The sequence below is a fragment of the Herbidospora sakaeratensis genome, from assembly GCF_001570525.1.
In the GTDB taxonomy this organism is placed as follows: Bacteria; Actinomycetota; Actinomycetes; order Streptosporangiales; family Streptosporangiaceae; genus Herbidospora; species Herbidospora sakaeratensis.
The window spans coordinates 1-14,210 of sequence record NZ_BBXC01000024.1; the positions used below are offsets into that span (position 1 = coordinate 1).

The 14,210-nt window shown below is 70.7% G+C and carries 18 protein-coding genes; 6 read left to right on the forward strand and 12 right to left on the reverse strand.

Going from position 1 to position 14,210, the window contains the following annotated elements:
* Positions 1 to 199 precede the first annotated feature (199 nt).
* On the forward strand, positions 200 to 472 hold the full coding sequence (locus AW271_RS33770) for a hypothetical protein (RefSeq protein WP_062341681.1): 273 nt from the start codon (positions 200 to 202) through the stop codon (positions 470 to 472).
* Positions 473 to 511: 39 nt separating this feature from the next.
* Here AW271_RS33770 and AW271_RS33775 read toward each other — a convergent pair whose 3' ends face one another.
* From AW271_RS33775 to AW271_RS33790, 4 genes are all read right to left on the reverse strand, one after another.
* Positions 512 to 772 carry a hypothetical protein gene (locus AW271_RS33775; RefSeq protein ID WP_062341682.1) on the reverse strand — a complete coding sequence of 87 codons (261 nt, stop codon included), beginning with the start codon at positions 770 to 772 and terminating at the stop codon, positions 512 to 514.
* A gap of 61 nt (positions 773 to 833) precedes the next feature.
* Positions 834 to 1,205, reverse strand: a complete 372-nt coding sequence (locus AW271_RS33780) for a GntR family transcriptional regulator (protein WP_062341683.1) — start codon at positions 1,203 to 1,205, stop codon at positions 834 to 836.
* The gene (locus AW271_RS33785; RefSeq protein WP_062341684.1) at positions 1,202 to 2,005 is read right to left on the reverse strand and encodes a hypothetical protein; all 804 of its coding nucleotides are present in this window, start codon (positions 2,003 to 2,005) and stop codon (positions 1,202 to 1,204) included. The genes AW271_RS33780 and AW271_RS33785 overlap by 4 nt, the downstream gene beginning before the upstream one ends.
* 70 nt (positions 2,006 to 2,075) lie before the next feature.
* Positions 2,076 to 2,831 carry a hemerythrin domain-containing protein gene (locus AW271_RS33790; RefSeq protein ID WP_083977618.1) on the reverse strand — a complete coding sequence of 252 codons (756 nt, stop codon included), beginning with the start codon at positions 2,829 to 2,831 and terminating at the stop codon, positions 2,076 to 2,078.
* Between AW271_RS33790 and AW271_RS33795 the strand changes: the two genes are divergently transcribed.
* Positions 2,830 to 3,921: a helix-turn-helix transcriptional regulator gene (locus AW271_RS33795; protein ID WP_062341686.1), complete on the forward strand. Its 1,092-nt coding sequence runs from the start codon at positions 2,830 to 2,832 to the stop codon at positions 3,919 to 3,921. The two genes, AW271_RS33790 and AW271_RS33795, sit on opposite strands and share 2 nt — an antisense overlap.
* Here the strand turns inward: AW271_RS33795 and AW271_RS33800 are convergent.
* Both AW271_RS33800 and AW271_RS33805 read right to left on the reverse strand, forming a co-directional pair.
* Positions 3,918 to 4,277: a DUF488 domain-containing protein gene (locus AW271_RS33800; protein WP_062341687.1), complete on the reverse strand. Its 360-nt coding sequence runs from the start codon at positions 4,275 to 4,277 to the stop codon at positions 3,918 to 3,920. The genes AW271_RS33795 and AW271_RS33800 overlap by 4 nt on opposite strands.
* A complete protein-coding gene (locus AW271_RS33805) occupies positions 4,274 to 4,648 on the reverse strand; it encodes a MerR family transcriptional regulator (RefSeq protein ID WP_062341688.1) in 375 nt (124 codons plus the stop codon). Before AW271_RS33805 ends, AW271_RS33800 begins: the two co-directional genes overlap by 4 nt.
* Positions 4,649 to 4,739: 91 nt before the next feature.
* On the opposite strand from AW271_RS33805, the gene AW271_RS33810 reads away from it, so the two are divergent.
* Positions 4,740 to 5,630 (forward strand): oxidoreductase, encoded by an 891-nt coding sequence (locus AW271_RS33810; RefSeq protein ID WP_062341689.1) that lies wholly within the window; start codon positions 4,740 to 4,742, stop codon positions 5,628 to 5,630.
* Here AW271_RS33810 and AW271_RS33815 read toward each other — a convergent pair.
* Positions 5,627 to 5,911, reverse strand: coding sequence for an antibiotic biosynthesis monooxygenase family protein (locus tag AW271_RS33815; protein ID WP_062341690.1), 285 nt, complete (start codon positions 5,909 to 5,911; stop codon positions 5,627 to 5,629). The genes AW271_RS33810 and AW271_RS33815 overlap by 4 nt on opposite strands.
* A 38-nt stretch (positions 5,912 to 5,949) precedes the next feature.
* On the reverse strand, positions 5,950 to 6,183 hold the full coding sequence (locus tag AW271_RS33820; RefSeq protein ID WP_062341691.1) for a hypothetical protein: 234 nt from the start codon (positions 6,181 to 6,183) through the stop codon (positions 5,950 to 5,952).
* 89 nt (positions 6,184 to 6,272) lie between these two features.
* Here AW271_RS33820 and AW271_RS41735 point away from each other — a divergent pair, with 89 nt between their 5' ends.
* Entirely contained in the window at positions 6,273 to 7,421 is a 1,149-nt protein-coding gene (locus tag AW271_RS41735; RefSeq protein ID WP_157554911.1) for a GNAT family N-acetyltransferase, read from the forward strand.
* Here the strand turns inward: AW271_RS41735 and AW271_RS33835 are convergent.
* The gene (locus AW271_RS33835) at positions 7,399 to 7,959 is read right to left on the reverse strand and encodes a DUF1707 SHOCT-like domain-containing protein (RefSeq protein WP_062341692.1); all 561 of its coding nucleotides are present in this window, start codon (positions 7,957 to 7,959) and stop codon (positions 7,399 to 7,401) included. The two genes, AW271_RS41735 and AW271_RS33835, sit on opposite strands and share 23 nt — an antisense overlap.
* A 59-nt stretch (positions 7,960 to 8,018) precedes the next feature.
* Between AW271_RS33835 and AW271_RS33840 the strand changes: the two genes are divergently transcribed.
* Positions 8,019 to 10,613, forward strand: a complete 2,595-nt coding sequence (locus AW271_RS33840; protein WP_062341693.1) for a DUF6493 family protein — start codon at positions 8,019 to 8,021, stop codon at positions 10,611 to 10,613.
* Here AW271_RS33840 and AW271_RS33845 read toward each other — a convergent pair.
* The gene (locus AW271_RS33845) at positions 10,594 to 11,307 is read right to left on the reverse strand and encodes a carbonic anhydrase (RefSeq protein WP_218008247.1); all 714 of its coding nucleotides are present in this window, start codon (positions 11,305 to 11,307) and stop codon (positions 10,594 to 10,596) included. The two genes, AW271_RS33840 and AW271_RS33845, sit on opposite strands and share 20 nt — an antisense overlap.
* Before the next feature lie 88 nt (positions 11,308 to 11,395).
* Positions 11,396 to 12,031, reverse strand: coding sequence for a hypothetical protein (locus AW271_RS33850; RefSeq protein WP_062341950.1), 636 nt, complete (start codon positions 12,029 to 12,031; stop codon positions 11,396 to 11,398).
* A gap of 242 nt (positions 12,032 to 12,273) precedes the next feature.
* Here AW271_RS33850 and AW271_RS33855 point away from each other — a divergent pair, with 242 nt between their 5' ends.
* Positions 12,274 to 13,689, forward strand: a complete 1,416-nt coding sequence (locus AW271_RS33855) for a cellulase family glycosylhydrolase (RefSeq protein ID WP_062341694.1) — start codon at positions 12,274 to 12,276, stop codon at positions 13,687 to 13,689.
* Here AW271_RS33855 and AW271_RS33860 read toward each other — a convergent pair.
* Positions 13,686 to 14,192 (reverse strand): DinB family protein, encoded by a 507-nt coding sequence (locus AW271_RS33860; RefSeq protein ID WP_062341695.1) that lies wholly within the window; start codon positions 14,190 to 14,192, stop codon positions 13,686 to 13,688. The genes AW271_RS33855 and AW271_RS33860 overlap by 4 nt on opposite strands.
* Between the last annotated feature and the right edge of the window lie 18 nt (positions 14,193 to 14,210).

Here is a 14,210-nt window from a genome sequence, read left to right on the forward strand (position 1 = left end):
CTAGTGTCAGGCGCAGGTTCAGGTGAGACTTCTCGAAGTCGGCCATTTCGTCATCCTGTCATCGAGCGGATTGCTGGGAAACGGCCATGCCGTCTGACTCTCAACCGGATGCGCCGCATCAATTGCGAAGCGGCGCGGTTCGAATGCCAAGGACCGGACTCTGTCGGCAGGCTCTCGGTGCCACTTCTATGATCAACTCATGCGAGGCAGGGACAACGAGGCGTTGGTGATGCTCGGGTACGTGCTGGGTGTCATCGCCACGTCCCTGCTCGCGGAATGGGCACGTGAGAGCGGCCGGGAATTGTTGGGCGACCTCCTGAACATGTGCTCCGCACTGTTCCAGATCGCATTCGTTTTCGGGGTGTTACGCCTTCTCCTCCGTGGATCGCGGCGGATGATTTTCAGCCGGCGGCAAGCCGCGTCGGAACGCATGAAGGCCGAGTCCTCAGTTGGTGAGACACTGCGGCCGTAGCGACGCCGCTGAACACGCCAATAGTCGCCAACACCCCGCTCACAAGCGCAGCTCGATCAGGTTCAGCAGCGCCATGGAGCTGCCCACCAGCGCCAGCGCCGCCATCCCCCACACCGCCGCCGACAGCGCGGGAGCAGGGATGCGGTCGCCCCACGGTCGCACGGTCGCGGCCGCCGTCGCGGAGGCGAGGAGCAGGACGATCACGCCGGCCCATGTCACGTCAGACCAGCCCAGGGCGGGGATGCCGAGGAAGGAGCGGTAGCCCCAGAGTGCGGTCACCAGCAGGACACAGCCGTACACGGCGGCTCCTCCGCTCGCGGTGTGGTCGGATGCGGGGGATCTTGAGGACCGGCTCAAGCGGTCAGGGGGAACTCGGCGCCGTCGGCCGCAGAGCCGCCTGGACGATGCGGAGCGCCTCGGTCGCGTCGATGCCGACGCTGGCGATGACCGCCGCGTAGTCGGCGGCGGCCTGGCGGGCGCGTTCGCGGCCCTCTTCGCCTGAGGCCGAGACGAACGAGCCGGCGCGGCCCCTGGTCTCGATCAGGCCCGCCTCCTCCAGTTCGCGGTAGGCGCGGCCGACCGTGTTGACGGCCAGGCCCAGGTCGGCGGCCAGGTGGCGGATGGTCGGGAGGCGGGCCCCTACGGCCAGGGTGCGGTCGTGGATCTGTCTGGCCAGTTGGGCGCGGAGTTGTTCGAAGGGGGGAACCGGTGAGGTGGCGTCGATGACGATCATCGGGCGCCCACCGACTGTCTGGCCACCTGCGTGCTCGACGGGGTCTTGGCGCGGAGCAGGATGAACGCTCCCAGGCTCACCAGGAGGTAGCCCAGTGCGGCGGCGCTCCACCAGCCGGGGGCAGTGCCGAAGAGCAGAATCATGGGGAGCGTCCACTGTACGTTCGGCGTGGTGAGGTCGCGGGCGTCTTCTACGCGCATGATCACGTCGGCGGTCAGCGACGGCTCGTCCTCGGCCACGACCGGGTGGCGGATCAGGTGGCGGAGCTGCAGGGCGGAGATGGCGCTCGCGCCGAGCAGGCCGATCAGCATGACGACGGCCAGCCGCCGCACGGTCTCGTCGGGGAGGGCCAGGGCGCTGCCGGTGAGCACCATCGAGCCGGCGAAGACGGCGGCGGCGAAGACGGCGTAGGGGCGGCCGAGCACGGTCCGCCAGCCGGGCTGGATCAGGTGGGCGGCCCTGCGGGACAACGTCGCGCCCGCCCGCCGGTCGACCCGGCGCACCCACCGGTCGAGCAGGAACTGGGCCAGCAGGAGGCCGGCGACCAGCACGGTCAGGGCCACCAGCGACACCGGGCGGGCGGATTCGGGGCCGAATCTGCTGTACGTCGCCGCCCCGGCGCTCCCGAGGATCAGGACGGCCAGGATGACCGAGGCGGCGAGGCGGGCGTACCTCCGGGCGTGCAGCCGGTGGGCCAGCAGCGGGGTCGGGCGGGCGTCGGCCAGGTCGTGCTGCGCCAGCCAGGTTTCCGCCTCGCGCAGAGCGGCCTCGGGCGCGTCCGTTAAGGGCTCACGGGACATGACGGTCTCCTTTGTCGCAAGCTTTGTAGCAACATGGTGCGTCAATGCTTGGGACAAAGTCAACCGGGGGTCAGGTCGTCGACGCCTGACCCACGAGGGTGTGCAGCACGGCGGCGTCGTCGCGGCCGAGCACCCGGTCGGCGATGGCGAGCACGCCCGCCATCGCCTCGGGCGGGGCGGTGGCGGCCATCCGGGTGACGAGCCCGGCGCGGGTCGGCCGGTCGAGCGACGGCAACATCAGTTCCAGGCTGATCGCCTGGATCTGCGGGGTCATCTCGGCCATGAACGCCGCCCGCGCCGCGGCGATCTCCTCGTCGGTGCAGCGGGCCCAGATGCGCGGCATCACGACCGTCTCCTCCTCGTGCAGGTGGGGGAGGTAGGCGGCCACGTACCGGGCCAGGTCGCGGTAGAAGGCGAGGCCGGCCGCCGGGTCGGGGCGGACGACGAGGGCCTCGAAGGCGTCGGCCAGGTGTTGTTCCAGTTCCTCCAGGTCGGCGTGTTGTTCGGCGATGGCCTCGGTGGCCTGGTGTTCGTAGGGGTCGAGGACCCGCAGGATGTGCCGGTCCTCGTGCTCGGTGTGGGAACGCAGCAGGGCCAGCAGGGGCCGCCAGCGGGCGGCCAGCTGGTCGACCTCGCCGACGTTGGTCCAGTCGGTGGCCCCCGCCTGCATGGTGACCTCGAACAGGCCCCGGCGCAGGGCCTTGTGGATGTGCGTGAACAGGTCGTCTCTGGTCATGCCGGGAACGTAGGAGACGGCGCCCGGCGGGCGGTATCCCGTGAACACGGGGGTGGCGGGCGGGCGGCGTACAGGGGATTCTGCGGACATGGACCTGCACGATGGCCTGCGCCGGCTCGCGGTGCGGGGCGGCGACCTCACCGAGGTGCGCACGGAACTCGACCGGCTGCTGCGCCGGGCCGTCGGCTACGACGTCGCCGCGATCTCCACGGTCGATCCGGCCACCCTGTTGTGGACCAGCTGCTTCGTCACCGGGATCGACCAGGAGGGCGGCGGCGAACGCGAGCGGGTCATCTTCGACCTGGAGTTCCGCGACGCCGACCTCAACGGTTACGCCCGGCTGGCCTCCGCCGCCGTCCCGGTCGCGGGTCTCCACCAGGCGACCGGCGGCCGGATCAGCGCGGCGGCCCGCTACGAGCCGCTGCTGCGCGACCTCGGGTTCGGCGACGAGGCCCGGGTGATGCTCCGCTCGCGCAACGGCTGCTGGGGCTCACTGACCCTCTACCGGCGCACGCCTTCGCCGCCGTTCGGACCGGTCGAGCTCACGCTGCTGGCCGGGGCGGTCCCGCTGATCGCCGACCTGTTCCGGCTGACCCTGCTGCGCGCCGCCCTGGACGTCGCCGGCGGGCACGACGAACCGCCCGGCATGCTGGTCGTCCGGGCCGGGGGTGTGGTGGAGACGGTCAGCACCCAGGCGCGGGCCTGGCTCGACGCCGTCGACGACCGCGGCCGGATCCCGAGCGCGGTCTGGTCGGTGGCGGCCGCGGCGCGGGCCGGGAACCGCCCGGCCACGGCGGCGCTGCCGTCCCGGGGCGGCCGGTGGGTGGTGCTGCACGGCTCGCCGATCGAGGGCTCAGCCGACCGGGTGGCCCTGATCGTCGAAGGCGCCCGCCCGGCGGTGCTGGGGCAGGTCATCGCCCGCGCCTACGACCTGACCGCGCGCGAGCGGGAGGTGACGGCGCTGGCCGCGCAGGGGCGCAGCACCCGCCAGATGGCCGCCGACCTCGGCATCTCGCCGTTCACCGTACAAGATCATTTGAAGGCGGTCTTCACCAAGACCGGCACCCACAGCAGGGGCGAGCTGGTCGCCTCCCTGCACAGTCGCCACTACGCCCCGCGCACGGCGGCGGGGGCGTCTCCCAGTCCTTACGGCTGGTATCTCGACGACGGAGTCGCCTAGCCGGCGGACCGGAGCAGGTCGGCGAGCACCGCCGCCTCGCTGACGTCGGCCTGCTTGGTCGCGGTGAGCAGGGTCAGCACCCCGTCGTGGGCCAGTTCCCGCAGGTGCGCCACCGCCGCCGCCCGCTCGGGGGTGGTCAGCTCGCTCCGGTAGCGGCGGCCGAACTCCGCGAAACGGTCGGGGTCGTGGTGATACCAGGTGCGCAGCTCCGCCGAGGGGGCGATCTCCTTGCACCATTCGTCGAGGTCGGCAGTGGCCTTGGCCAGCCCCCGAGGCCAGAGCCGGTCGACCAGCACCCGGGTGCCGTCGTCGTCGGCCGGGTCTTCGTAGACCCGGCGTACCCGCACTTCGCTCATGAGTCCGACGTTACGCCCGAGGTCTCCTCCCAGATCTGGAGGTACGTCTTGATCGCGTCGCGGTTGCGCTGCAGCACGTCGATCCGGCGTTCGACGTTGCCGAGCTGGCGGCGCAGCGCGTCGAGATCGACCTTCACCACGCACTCCGCCGGGCGCGGGTCGTCGAGGCACGGCAGGATCTCGCGGATCATGTCGGTGGTGAAACCGGATTCGAGCAGCTCGCGGATCTGCAGGACCCGCTCGACGGCCGGCTCGCCGTAGGCGCGGTATCCGTTGCCGCTCCGGTACGGATGCAGGATGCCGACCTCTTCGTAGTAGCGCAGCAGCCGCGGCGCGACACCCGTCTTCGCGGCCAGGTCACCGATCTTCATCGCTCTCCTCACCCAGTCTCTTGACCTTCACATTAATGGCAAGGTTTACCTTTTCCGCGTTCCTGACCTGCTGAGAAAAGGAGAACGAGAGATGAAGTGGACCGCGGACCGCATAGGCGACCAGAAGGGCCGCACCTTCGTGGTGACGGGGGCGACGAGCGGACTCGGGCTGGTGACGGCCCGTGAACTCGCGGCGCGCGGCGGGCGGGTGCTGCTGGCCGTCCGGGACGCCGTACGCGGCGAAGACGTGGCGGCCGCGTTGCGGCGGGCCCATCCGGGGGCCGACGTGGCGGTGCGCCGGGTCGACCTGCTCGACCTCGCGTCGATCCGCCGGGCGGCGGCCGAGATCGGCTCGGAACCGGTGGACGTGCTGGTCAACAACGCCGGGATCTCGATGGTCGGCCACTCGGTGACCGCTCTGGGCGCGGAGCGCCACTTCGCCGCCAACCACCTCGGCCACTTCGCCCTCACCGAGCTGCTCACGCCCGCGCTGCGCCGGTCGCCGGCCCCGAGGGTGGTGACCGTGACGTCGTACCTGCACGAGAAGGCCGAACTCGATCTCGACGACGTCGCCTGGACGCGCAAGTACAGCCCCCTCGCGGCCTACTCGGCCTCGAAGCTGGCCAACGCGGTCTTCGCGGTGGAGCTCGCCCGGCGCGAGGAGGCGGCGGCGTCGCCGATCACCAGCGTGCTCGCGCACCCCGGCTACAGCAACACGCCGATGCAGAGCAAGGGAAGCGGCCTGATGGGCGTGGTCATGCGCGTCACCGGCCGGCTCTTCGCCCAGAGCCCCGAGATGGGCGCGCTGCCCCAGCTCTTCGCCGCGACCGAGCCCGGCCTCGCGCCCGGGTCGTACGTCGGCCCCGACGGCCGGGGCGGCCGATCGGGCCACCCCGTCGTGGTGCCGCTGTCGGCGGCGGCCCGGGACCCCGAGCTCGGCCGTCGCCTGTGGGAACGGTCGCGGCAGCTCATCGGCGGCTAGCGCAGGGTGCCCTCTTCGGAGGAGACCAGTTCGTCGATGGCGGCGAAGAAGGCCTGGATGCCCGGCAGGTTGCCGCCCTTGGCCCGGGAGGCGGCGAAGTCGGCCGGGGAGCGCCACTCGACGACGTCGAGCCATTCGCCGCCGGGCAACTCGATGAGCTTCGCGCCCAGGAAGCCCTCGCGGTCGGCCTCGAAGTCGGCGACCATTCCGGCGCGGGAGGCCAGCAGGTCGGCGGTGCGCTCGGGAGAGACCCGGAACCGGGTAATTTCCACTGTCGTCATGAATCCAACCATATAGTCACTAATCATGACAGTCAAAATCAGTGACTAATTGCCTTCTTGTGTCGCACGTCCAGCACGGCGATCACCGCGAACGCGACGGCCGCCGCCGCGACGGCGACCACGTAACACCACGGCTCGGGCAGGTAGTTGGCCGCCACGAGCCAGCTCGGGCCCTTGTCGGTGAACACCCGGAAGATGATCGCGATCGGCCCCTCCCAAACCCCTACGACGAGCGTGAGCAGCATCGCCAGCCGATACCAGGCCTCGTTCACATTCCCTCCTCTGCGGTACGGACGTATCAATGACAGCAGCGGGAAACCCGGTGTGGCAACGAATACGTCACGCAATCTAAGCTGGCCGGGTGCGTGACGAAATGACGTGCCGGGTCTGTCGCGGCGTGCTGAGGCCCCCGGCCCGCGGGCGCCGGCCGGTCTACTGCTCCCGCGCGTGCCAGGCCCGGGCCTACCGCTCACGGCGCGATCCGCCGGTCCCGGCGCCCGCCGAGCCCGAGCCGGCCGGGCGGCGGCGGCAGATCGTCGAGGCGGTCTGGCGGATCGCCGCCGAACGCGGGCTCCAGATGGCCACCGTGCGCGAGATCGCCACCGAGGCGGGGGTGTCGCCCCGGGTCGTGCAGTATCACTTCGCCGACAAGCACCACCTGCTGGTGACCGCGTTGCGGATGTTGCACCGCGACAACGAGCGCCGGGCCCGGGAGCGCATCGCCGCGCTGCGCGACCCCGCCGATCCGCGCGCGGTGTTGCGGGCCACCCTCGAAGAACTGCTGCCGCTCGACGACCAGCGGCAGACGAGCCTGCGGGTGCTGACCGCCTACTACGCGCGCAGCCTCACCGACCCCGCCCTGGCCGAGGTCTTCCTGCCCGGCGACAGCCCGCTCGAAGACCTGGTCGCCGCCCTCATCACGGCGGCCGGGCCGAAGCCCTCGATCGACGTCGCCCACGAGGCCGACCTGCTCGTCGGCGGCGTGAGCGGGCTCGGCCTCGACCTGCTCCACCGCCGCCGCACCAGGGCCGACGTGCGGCGCACGATCGACTACCACCTCGGCCGCATCCTGACCGATTGGGTGCTCAGGCCGGCGTCGCCCGGCGACGTCGAGGCCGTGGCCGAACTGCGGGCCGTCGTGTTGCGGGCCGACCTCGAACGGCTCGGCCGCTACGACGAACGGCGGGTGCGGCAGCGTCTGCGTGACGGCTTCGTCCCTGCTCACACCTGGACGATCGAGGTCGACGGCGCCTTCGCGGGCTGCGTCGCGCTGCGGCCCGACGGCGAGGTCGTCTGGCTCGAACACTTCTATCTCGACCCGGCCCTGCAGGGGCGCGGCATCGGCTCGGCCGTGCTCGACCGGCTGCTCGAACGTTGCGACCGCGACGGCGTGGTGGTCCGGCTGAACGTGCTCCGGGGCAGCCCGGCCCGCCGCCTCTACGAACGCCGCGGGTTCACCCTCGACGCCGAAGACGACGTCGACGTGTTCATGACCCGCCGCCCCGCGTGAACCACCGCCGCCTGCGGGCGCCCCGGTAACGCACCCGGACCTTCCCGTAGCCGACCTCCCCGATCACCCGCACGTGCGGCGACCCCGGCCGGGGCGCGCCCGGGACGTCGGAGGCCACGCTGCCCCACTCGCAACGCACGCCGTCGGTGTCGGCCGTCGCGCCCGGCGGCAGCAGGATCTCGGCGGAGCCGTACTTCAGGTGGAGGTCGAAGGTGACCTCCGCGTGCTCGATCACCGCCTCGCTCAGGTCGAGGTGCGGGTTGCCGTAGACGGACTCGATGCGCAGCACCTTCGGCACCCGCCACTGCCCGGTACGCAGGATCTTGCCCGCCTTCGTCGAGACGGTGACCGTCTCCCCGGGCCGTTCGGGCAGGTCGGCCAGCAGCGCGGCCAGGTCGCCCTGCGAGACGGCCGTGAGGGCGCGCTCGACACGCTGTTCCATCTCGTCCGCGGCCAGTCGTCCGTCGGCGTAGGCCTGCTGGAGGCGGCCGACGGTCGTCTCCCGGTCCTGGTCGGAGGCGCGGGCTTCAAGGTCCATGGGGTCAATTTACGGTCGAGTGGGGCGGTTTGTCGGTGGTGATCTCTAACGTGCGGCGCATGACTTGGCAGCGGGCACGCGACTGGATCGAACACGGCGGCGACCACACGTTCCCGATGGGCGACGTCGACCGCAAGGCGGTGGCCGCCGAACTGCCCGGCTACCTGGCCGGGCGGCTGCGCGCGGAGGGCCGCTGGGCGATCACCCCGCACCCGTTCCGCGTCGCCGGCGCGGCCTGCCTCCCCGGCGCGGCCCAGGTCGCCGCGTGGCTCGACCGCCGCGAGTTGCGCGAGCCGGACGACCCGGAGGCCGACGCCGAGCGCATCCTCGACGTCCTGCGCGACCGGCCCGAGGAATGGCGCCGCGACCTCGCCCACCGGCTGGTCAACGGCCTGCGGGCCAGCAGGGTCAGAGGCTGGCAGACCCTCGCTGGCCGCCCCGGTTTCGACCTGGCCGCCTGCCTGGCGATCGAGACGGGCATCGAACCACCCGAGAACGACGCCTTCGTCGTGGGCTGGCTCTGGCACCTCTACCGGGAGATCCGCAACGGCGCGGGGATCGGCCTCGTCCGTGACCATCTCTTCCTCGACCTCATGGTCGCCCGGCTCTTCCAGGCCGAAGGCGTCGCCGCGCCGCTGGCCCACGATCGGAATCGCAGCCCGATGCCGGTCATCGGTGTGCTGGCCGACCTGGCGGCCGAGGGGCGTCTCAAGCGGCAGACCCTGATCGACGGCTGCGCGGCCCGTTTCCTCACCCATGGGCAGGGCCGCGACATCGAACCGTTCGTCCACCTGTGGAACCGGCTCGCGCCGACCCACGCCGAGCTGCCGGTGGTCGACCTGGTCCGGGTGCTGCCGGTCGCCGCCGCCCCGCTGGCCCGGCTGGCCGCCGACGAACTGCGCCGCTACGACGACGCCGTCGGCCTGGCCCCCGACCTGTTCGCCGAGACGGTCGGCGCGCTGGCGTTCCGGCCGGAGCGCACCCACGTCACGACCGCCGTGCGGTGGATCGCCACGGCGACCCCGGAGCGGGCCGACGGCGCGCTCGCCGCGCTCGCCCTGGTCTTCGGTCAGGAAGACCATGCGCTTCGCGCCCGTTCGGTACGGCTCGCGCGCAAACTCGCCCCCCACGCCACCCCGGCCGCGTTCGCCACGATCCGCGAGGCCGCGAGCGAATTGCCGTGGGATCTGCGCACCCAGATCGCCGCCGTCTTCGGTGAGGTCGCCACCCCGCCCCCGGCGGAGCGGCCCGTGCCCGGCACCCTGGAGATCACCTTCTCGCTGCCCGAGACGCCCCCGCCGATCGTCTCGGCGGCCGAGCTGATCGCCGCGCTGGGCTCGGCGCGGTCGTCCGGGCCGATGGACGTCGAACCGGCTCTCGCCGCGCTCGTCACCCTGACCCATCACGACCGCGCCGCTACCGCCGAGGCCCTGCGGCCCTGGTGGGAAGCGAGCGGCGGGCGCGCCTTCCTCCGTGGCGACAGCCTCACGAGCTACCATCCCCGCCTGCTGCTGCGCGACTGTGTGGGCGCGGTCGTCTCTCCCTGGGAGAGCGCCGAGTTGTCCCGGCTGGTCGGCGAATACCGCCGCGATTACGACCGGTTCCGTCCCCTGCCCGACCGGGTGTTCCCTGATCGGATGCGCGAGCTCATCGCCCTGCTGGAGTCGGGCCGCACGCTGCCGGTGCTGCTGGCCACCCCCACCTCCTCCACCGGTCACGTCGATCCGGCGACGCTGGTCGACCGCCTCGAGGCGCTGGGTGACAACGAACCGCTCCCGCTCGACTTCGGCCAGGCGCTCCTGCGCCTGCCCCGCTCCGCCGACCCCGACGTGGTCGCCCGCGCCGAGACGCTGACCTCACCGGCGGGCCGGCGACTGGCCGCGTGGTTGCGCGAGGGCCCGCCCGACCCGATCACGGAGTGCGGCATCCTCGCCATGAGGCGCTGCGTCGCCTACGAGGACTACCGGCAGGTGCCCGCCCTGCACACCCGCATGCGGCCGGGCACTCCCGGCCTGCCCGAACCGATCGCCGGCCTGTGGACGCTCGAACCGAGGGAGAGCCCCTACGCCTCCTACCCCGAACACCTGGCGTGGTGGCCGTCGATCACGCCGTCGCACCGGGAGTCGATCGCCGCCCACCTGCTCGAGTGTTTCTCCGCGCGCACGACGGATGAGACGCGGGTGCTGACCGTTCTCGTCCAGGGAGAGGGCCCGGTGGGCCGGGCCACCGCGGGCGCCATCGTGACGGCGTTGGGCCGCAAACGCCCCGAAGCCGCCGAGGCGATGAAGATCCTCATCGCGCGGGGACAGTTCGACGGCGCCGACTTCGGCTGGGCGCTGGCGGAGCTGGTCAGGGCCGACGTCGTGAAACTCGGCCGGGTGATCCCGGCCCTCGACGATCTCGCCCAGTCCGGGGCCCATCAGGAGATGTGGGCCCTGCTGGCCGAGGCGATTCCCGCGCTGCTGCCGAAGGCTGGAGACCGCCCGCTGACCGGCCTCGCCGAGTTGCTGACGGTCGCGGCCAAGGCCGCGCTCATGGCCGGAGCCCAGGCTGAGATCCCAGGGCTGGCCGAGGCGGCGGCGCGTAAGGGCGGCAGCCGGGTGACGCTGGAAGCCCGCGTCCTGCTCGACGCGATCAGCCGGGCGTCCCGTTGAGCACCTCGACCTCCCCCGTGTCGAGGGAGTAGTAGGCCGCGACCACCGCCAGTTTCTTCTCGGTCACCAGCGGCCCCAGGCCGCCGTTCCCGCGCAGCGTGTCGGCGGTCAGCGTGACCTGGTGTTTCGTCATCGCCTCGATGGGGTCGGCGCTGCCCTCCCGCGTGGTCGCCTCGTAGGCGGGCCGCAGCGCCTCGACGATGGCCTGCAGGTTCCCGGGGAGCGGCTTGCCGTCCTTCAGCGCCAGGTACGCCGCCTCCACCGCCCCGCACCGCTGGTGACCCAGCACCACGATCAACGGGGTGCCGCCGGTCATCGGGCCGTATTCCACCGAACCGGTCACCACGGGCCCGATGGCCTGCCCGCCGGTGCGCATCACGAACAGGTCGCCGAGCCCGGTGTCGAAGACGAGTTCGGGCGGCACCCGGGAGTCGATGCACGACAACACGACCCCGTAGGGCTTCTGCTTGGCGGCCAGCAGTTCGCGGCGGGTGGGGTCGCGGTCGGGGTGCTGGAGCGCGCCGGTGATCCAGCGACGGTTGCCCGTCATCAGGCGGTCGAAGGCCGCCTTCGGCGAGCCGGGGTAGCCCTGGGACGCGGTGGCCACGGGCACGGCCCGCAGGCTCGCCTCGGTCGTGGCGCAGCCGGCCAGTGCGAGGGACGCGGCGCCCGCGAATAGTGTTCTTCGCCCCATACCGTCCATGACCTGGATCTTCTCCACCCAGGTCGACGGAAAACGGAGTGCGGCGACCGCTGCCAGGTGGCGGTCGCCGGGGGAGGACTTAGAGGGCGCCGCTCTCGATGCGCTGCTTCAGGACCGTCTGGATGCCCTGGTGGGCCTGCACGCCGGAGGTCAGCGCGAGGTCGATCAGCTCCGTGGGGGTCTCGAAGGTCAGGTTCTCGGTCACCTTGGTCTTGTTGCCGGTGACCTTCTCGAACGTGATCTTCTGGTGGGTCACGATGTTGCCCGTGGACCACGAGTCGACCGTGTAGTAGTAGTCCGCCAGGTGCAGCTTCTGGCAGGCGTGGGTGTTCAGCGTCAGCGGGGCCGGCTCCATCGGGATGACCTCGATGGCCGTGAGCCGCCTGGCCTCGACGCCGTAGCTCGTGGTGTCGCTATGGGTGACGACCCGCTCCAGCACCGGGTTGGCGCCGATGTGGTTGTTGAAGTTCGAGTAGGCCCAGAAGACCTGGCTCCGCGGAGCATTGATCACGATGGAGATGCTCTGGGAGGCGCGCGACCGGCCTTCCGGCAGCGGATTCGCGACCTGGGTGAACTTGTAGGTGTTCCAAGTGGTCAGCCACTCCTGTGCGAGTTCGAGGTCGGTCGCGGCACGCGCCGGCGCGCCGAAGACCGAGAGCACGAGGGAGATGGCGAGGAGGGGAGCGCTTAAAAAGCGAAGCAGCCTCGTTTTCATGCAGAACATTTATCGCATTCAGGACCTGAACACATCTCCCATGATCATGTCTGTCACTGATTGACAACAGGTGCCCCGATCGGCACCGACAAGTCACACTTCGTGCCAGAAAGCGGACAGCGACCGAATGACCGCGATCTGTTGAATGATCAACTACTCGAAGCGCTTGCGTGTTGGTTGACGTTGTTTTACGCTCCACGTCAAATTAGGAAACCTTCCTAACTACTCGCTTAGGAGCGCCTATGTTACGTAGCACGCTCGTCGCCCTGCTCATACTGACCGGCTTGACCACGGTCAGTGCGCCGGCCGCCGCCGCACCCGTCCTGATCTCCACCGGCAAGCCCGCCACGTCGTCGTCGATCGAGGGGACCGGCCTGGAGGCCGGCAAGGCGGTCGACGGCAACACCGCCACCCGCTGGGCCTCGGCCGAGGGTGTCGACCCGCAGTGGATCAGGATCGACCTCGGCGCCTCGTATCCGATCTCCCGCGTCAAGCTGACCTGGGAGACGGCCTACGCGTCGGCGTACCGGATCGAAGTTTCGCCTGACGGCGCAACGTGGTCGAGCCTCTATTCGACGACCACCGGCAACGGCGCGACCGACGACCTCACCGTCTCCGGCGCCGGCCGCTACGTCCGCATGTACGGCACCACCCGCGCCACCCAGTGGGGCTACTCCCTGTGGGAGTTCGAGGTCTACACCGAGTCGTCGACCGGCGGCAGCACCCCCGTGGCCGCCAACGGCCAGCTGCGCGTCTGCGGTGTCAAGCTGTGCAACGAGGCCGGCAAGCAGATCCAGCTCAGGGGCATGAGCAGCCACGGCATCCAGTGGTACAACCAGTGCCTCAACACCGCCTCGCTCGACGCCCTGGCCACCGACTGGAAGGCCGACGTCCTGCGCATCTCCATGTACATCCAGGAGGGCGGCTACGAGACCAACCCGCGCCTCTACACCGACCGGGTGCACAACCTGATCGAGATGGCCACCGCCCGCGGCATGTACGCCATCGTCGACTGGCACATGCTCACCCCGGGCGATCCCAACTACAACCTGACCAGGGCCCGGACCTTCTTCACCGAGATCGCCCAGCGTCACAACGCCAAGAAGAACGTCCTGTACGAGATCGCCAACGAGCCCAACGGCGACAGCGTCACCTGGTCGGTCATCCGCAACTACGCCAACTCGCTGGTCCCGACGATCCGCCAGTACGACCCCGACGCGCCCGTCCTGGTCGGCACCCCGGCCTGGTCGTCGCTCGGCGTCTCCGGCCCCGGCGACCAGACCGACAACATCCGCGCCAACCCGGTCTCCGGCACGAACATCATGTACGTCTTCCACTTCTACGCCGCCTCGCACGGCACCCAGTACCTGAACGCCCTGTCGCGGGCCGCCGACCTGCTGCCGATGTTCGTCTCGGAGTTCGGCACCCAGGAGGCGTCCGGTGACGGGCCGAACAACTTCAGCAGGGCCCAGCAGTACCTCGACCTGATGGCGCAGAAGAAGGTCAGCTGGGTCAACTGGAACTTCTCCGACGACTTCCGCACGGGAGCCGTCTTCACCACCGGGACCTGCTCCAGCGGTCCGTACACCGGAACGACCAGGCTGAAGGAGGCGGGTGTCTGGGTGCGCGACCGGATGCGCACCGCCGACGACTTCTAACCCATGGTCTTCTGACCGTCGAGGGACTCGCGGATGATGTCCGCGTGCCCCGCGTGCTGGGCGGTCTCGGCGATGACGTGCAGCAGCACCCGCCGGGCCGTCCAGGACGTGTTCTCCTCGTACCACGGGGCCTTCGGAAGCGGCTGGGCCGCGTCGAGTGAGGGAAGGTTCCTAACCAACTCGTCGGTCTCCTGGGTCACCTTCTCGTAGGCGGCCAGGACTCCGGCGACGGTGTCGCCCGGCAGCATGCGGAACTCCTCCTCACGGCGCTGCCAGTCCTCGTCGGTCATGGCGGTGAAGTCGCCGAGTGCCGAGGGCCCCTGCACGATGAACGTGGCCCAGCCGCGCTCGACCGACGTGACGTGCTTGATCAGGCCGCCGAGGCACAGTTCACTCGCGGTGGTCCGCAGGCCGGCCTGCTCGTCGGTCAGGTTCTGGACGGTGTGGCGCAGGAAGTCCCGGTGCGTGGCCAGGGTGGAGAGAAGGTCGTCTCGTTCGCTCATGGATCCAGCTTGTCGCCA

Bases quoted from the DNA above. Each gene is read 5' to 3' on its own strand.
- AW271_RS33770 (WP_062341681.1), top strand. From the start codon at position 200: ATGCGAGGCAGGGACAACGAGGCGTTGGTGATGCTCGGGTACGTGCTG.
- AW271_RS33780 (WP_062341683.1), bottom strand. From the start codon at position 1,205: ATGATCGTCATCGACGCCACCTCACCGGTTCCCCCCTTCGAACAACTC.
- AW271_RS33785 (WP_062341684.1), bottom strand. From the start codon at position 2,005: ATGTCCCGTGAGCCCTTAACGGACGCGCCCGAGGCCGCTCTGCGCGAG.
- AW271_RS33795 (WP_062341686.1), top strand. From the start codon at position 2,830: ATGGACCTGCACGATGGCCTGCGCCGGCTCGCGGTGCGGGGCGGCGAC.
- AW271_RS33790 (WP_083977618.1), bottom strand. From the start codon at position 2,831: ATGTCCGCAGAATCCCCTGTACGCCGCCCGCCCGCCACCCCCGTGTTC.
- AW271_RS33800 (WP_062341687.1), bottom strand. From the start codon at position 4,277: ATGAGCGAAGTGCGGGTACGCCGGGTCTACGAAGACCCGGCCGACGAC.
- AW271_RS33805 (WP_062341688.1), bottom strand. From the start codon at position 4,648: ATGAAGATCGGTGACCTGGCCGCGAAGACGGGTGTCGCGCCGCGGCTG.
- AW271_RS33810 (WP_062341689.1), top strand. From the start codon at position 4,740: ATGAAGTGGACCGCGGACCGCATAGGCGACCAGAAGGGCCGCACCTTC.
- AW271_RS33815 (WP_062341690.1), bottom strand. From the start codon at position 5,911: ATGACGACAGTGGAAATTACCCGGTTCCGGGTCTCTCCCGAGCGCACC.
- AW271_RS33835 (WP_062341692.1), bottom strand. From the start codon at position 7,959: ATGGACCTTGAAGCCCGCGCCTCCGACCAGGACCGGGAGACGACCGTC.
- AW271_RS33840 (WP_062341693.1), top strand. From the start codon at position 8,019: ATGACTTGGCAGCGGGCACGCGACTGGATCGAACACGGCGGCGACCAC.
- AW271_RS33845 (WP_218008247.1), bottom strand. From the start codon at position 11,307: ATGGGGCGAAGAACACTATTCGCGGGCGCCGCGTCCCTCGCACTGGCC.
- AW271_RS33850 (WP_062341950.1), bottom strand. From the start codon at position 12,031: ATGAAAACGAGGCTGCTTCGCTTTTTAAGCGCTCCCCTCCTCGCCATC.
- AW271_RS33855 (WP_062341694.1), top strand. From the start codon at position 12,274: ATGTTACGTAGCACGCTCGTCGCCCTGCTCATACTGACCGGCTTGACC.
- AW271_RS33860 (WP_062341695.1), bottom strand. From the start codon at position 14,192: ATGAGCGAACGAGACGACCTTCTCTCCACCCTGGCCACGCACCGGGAC.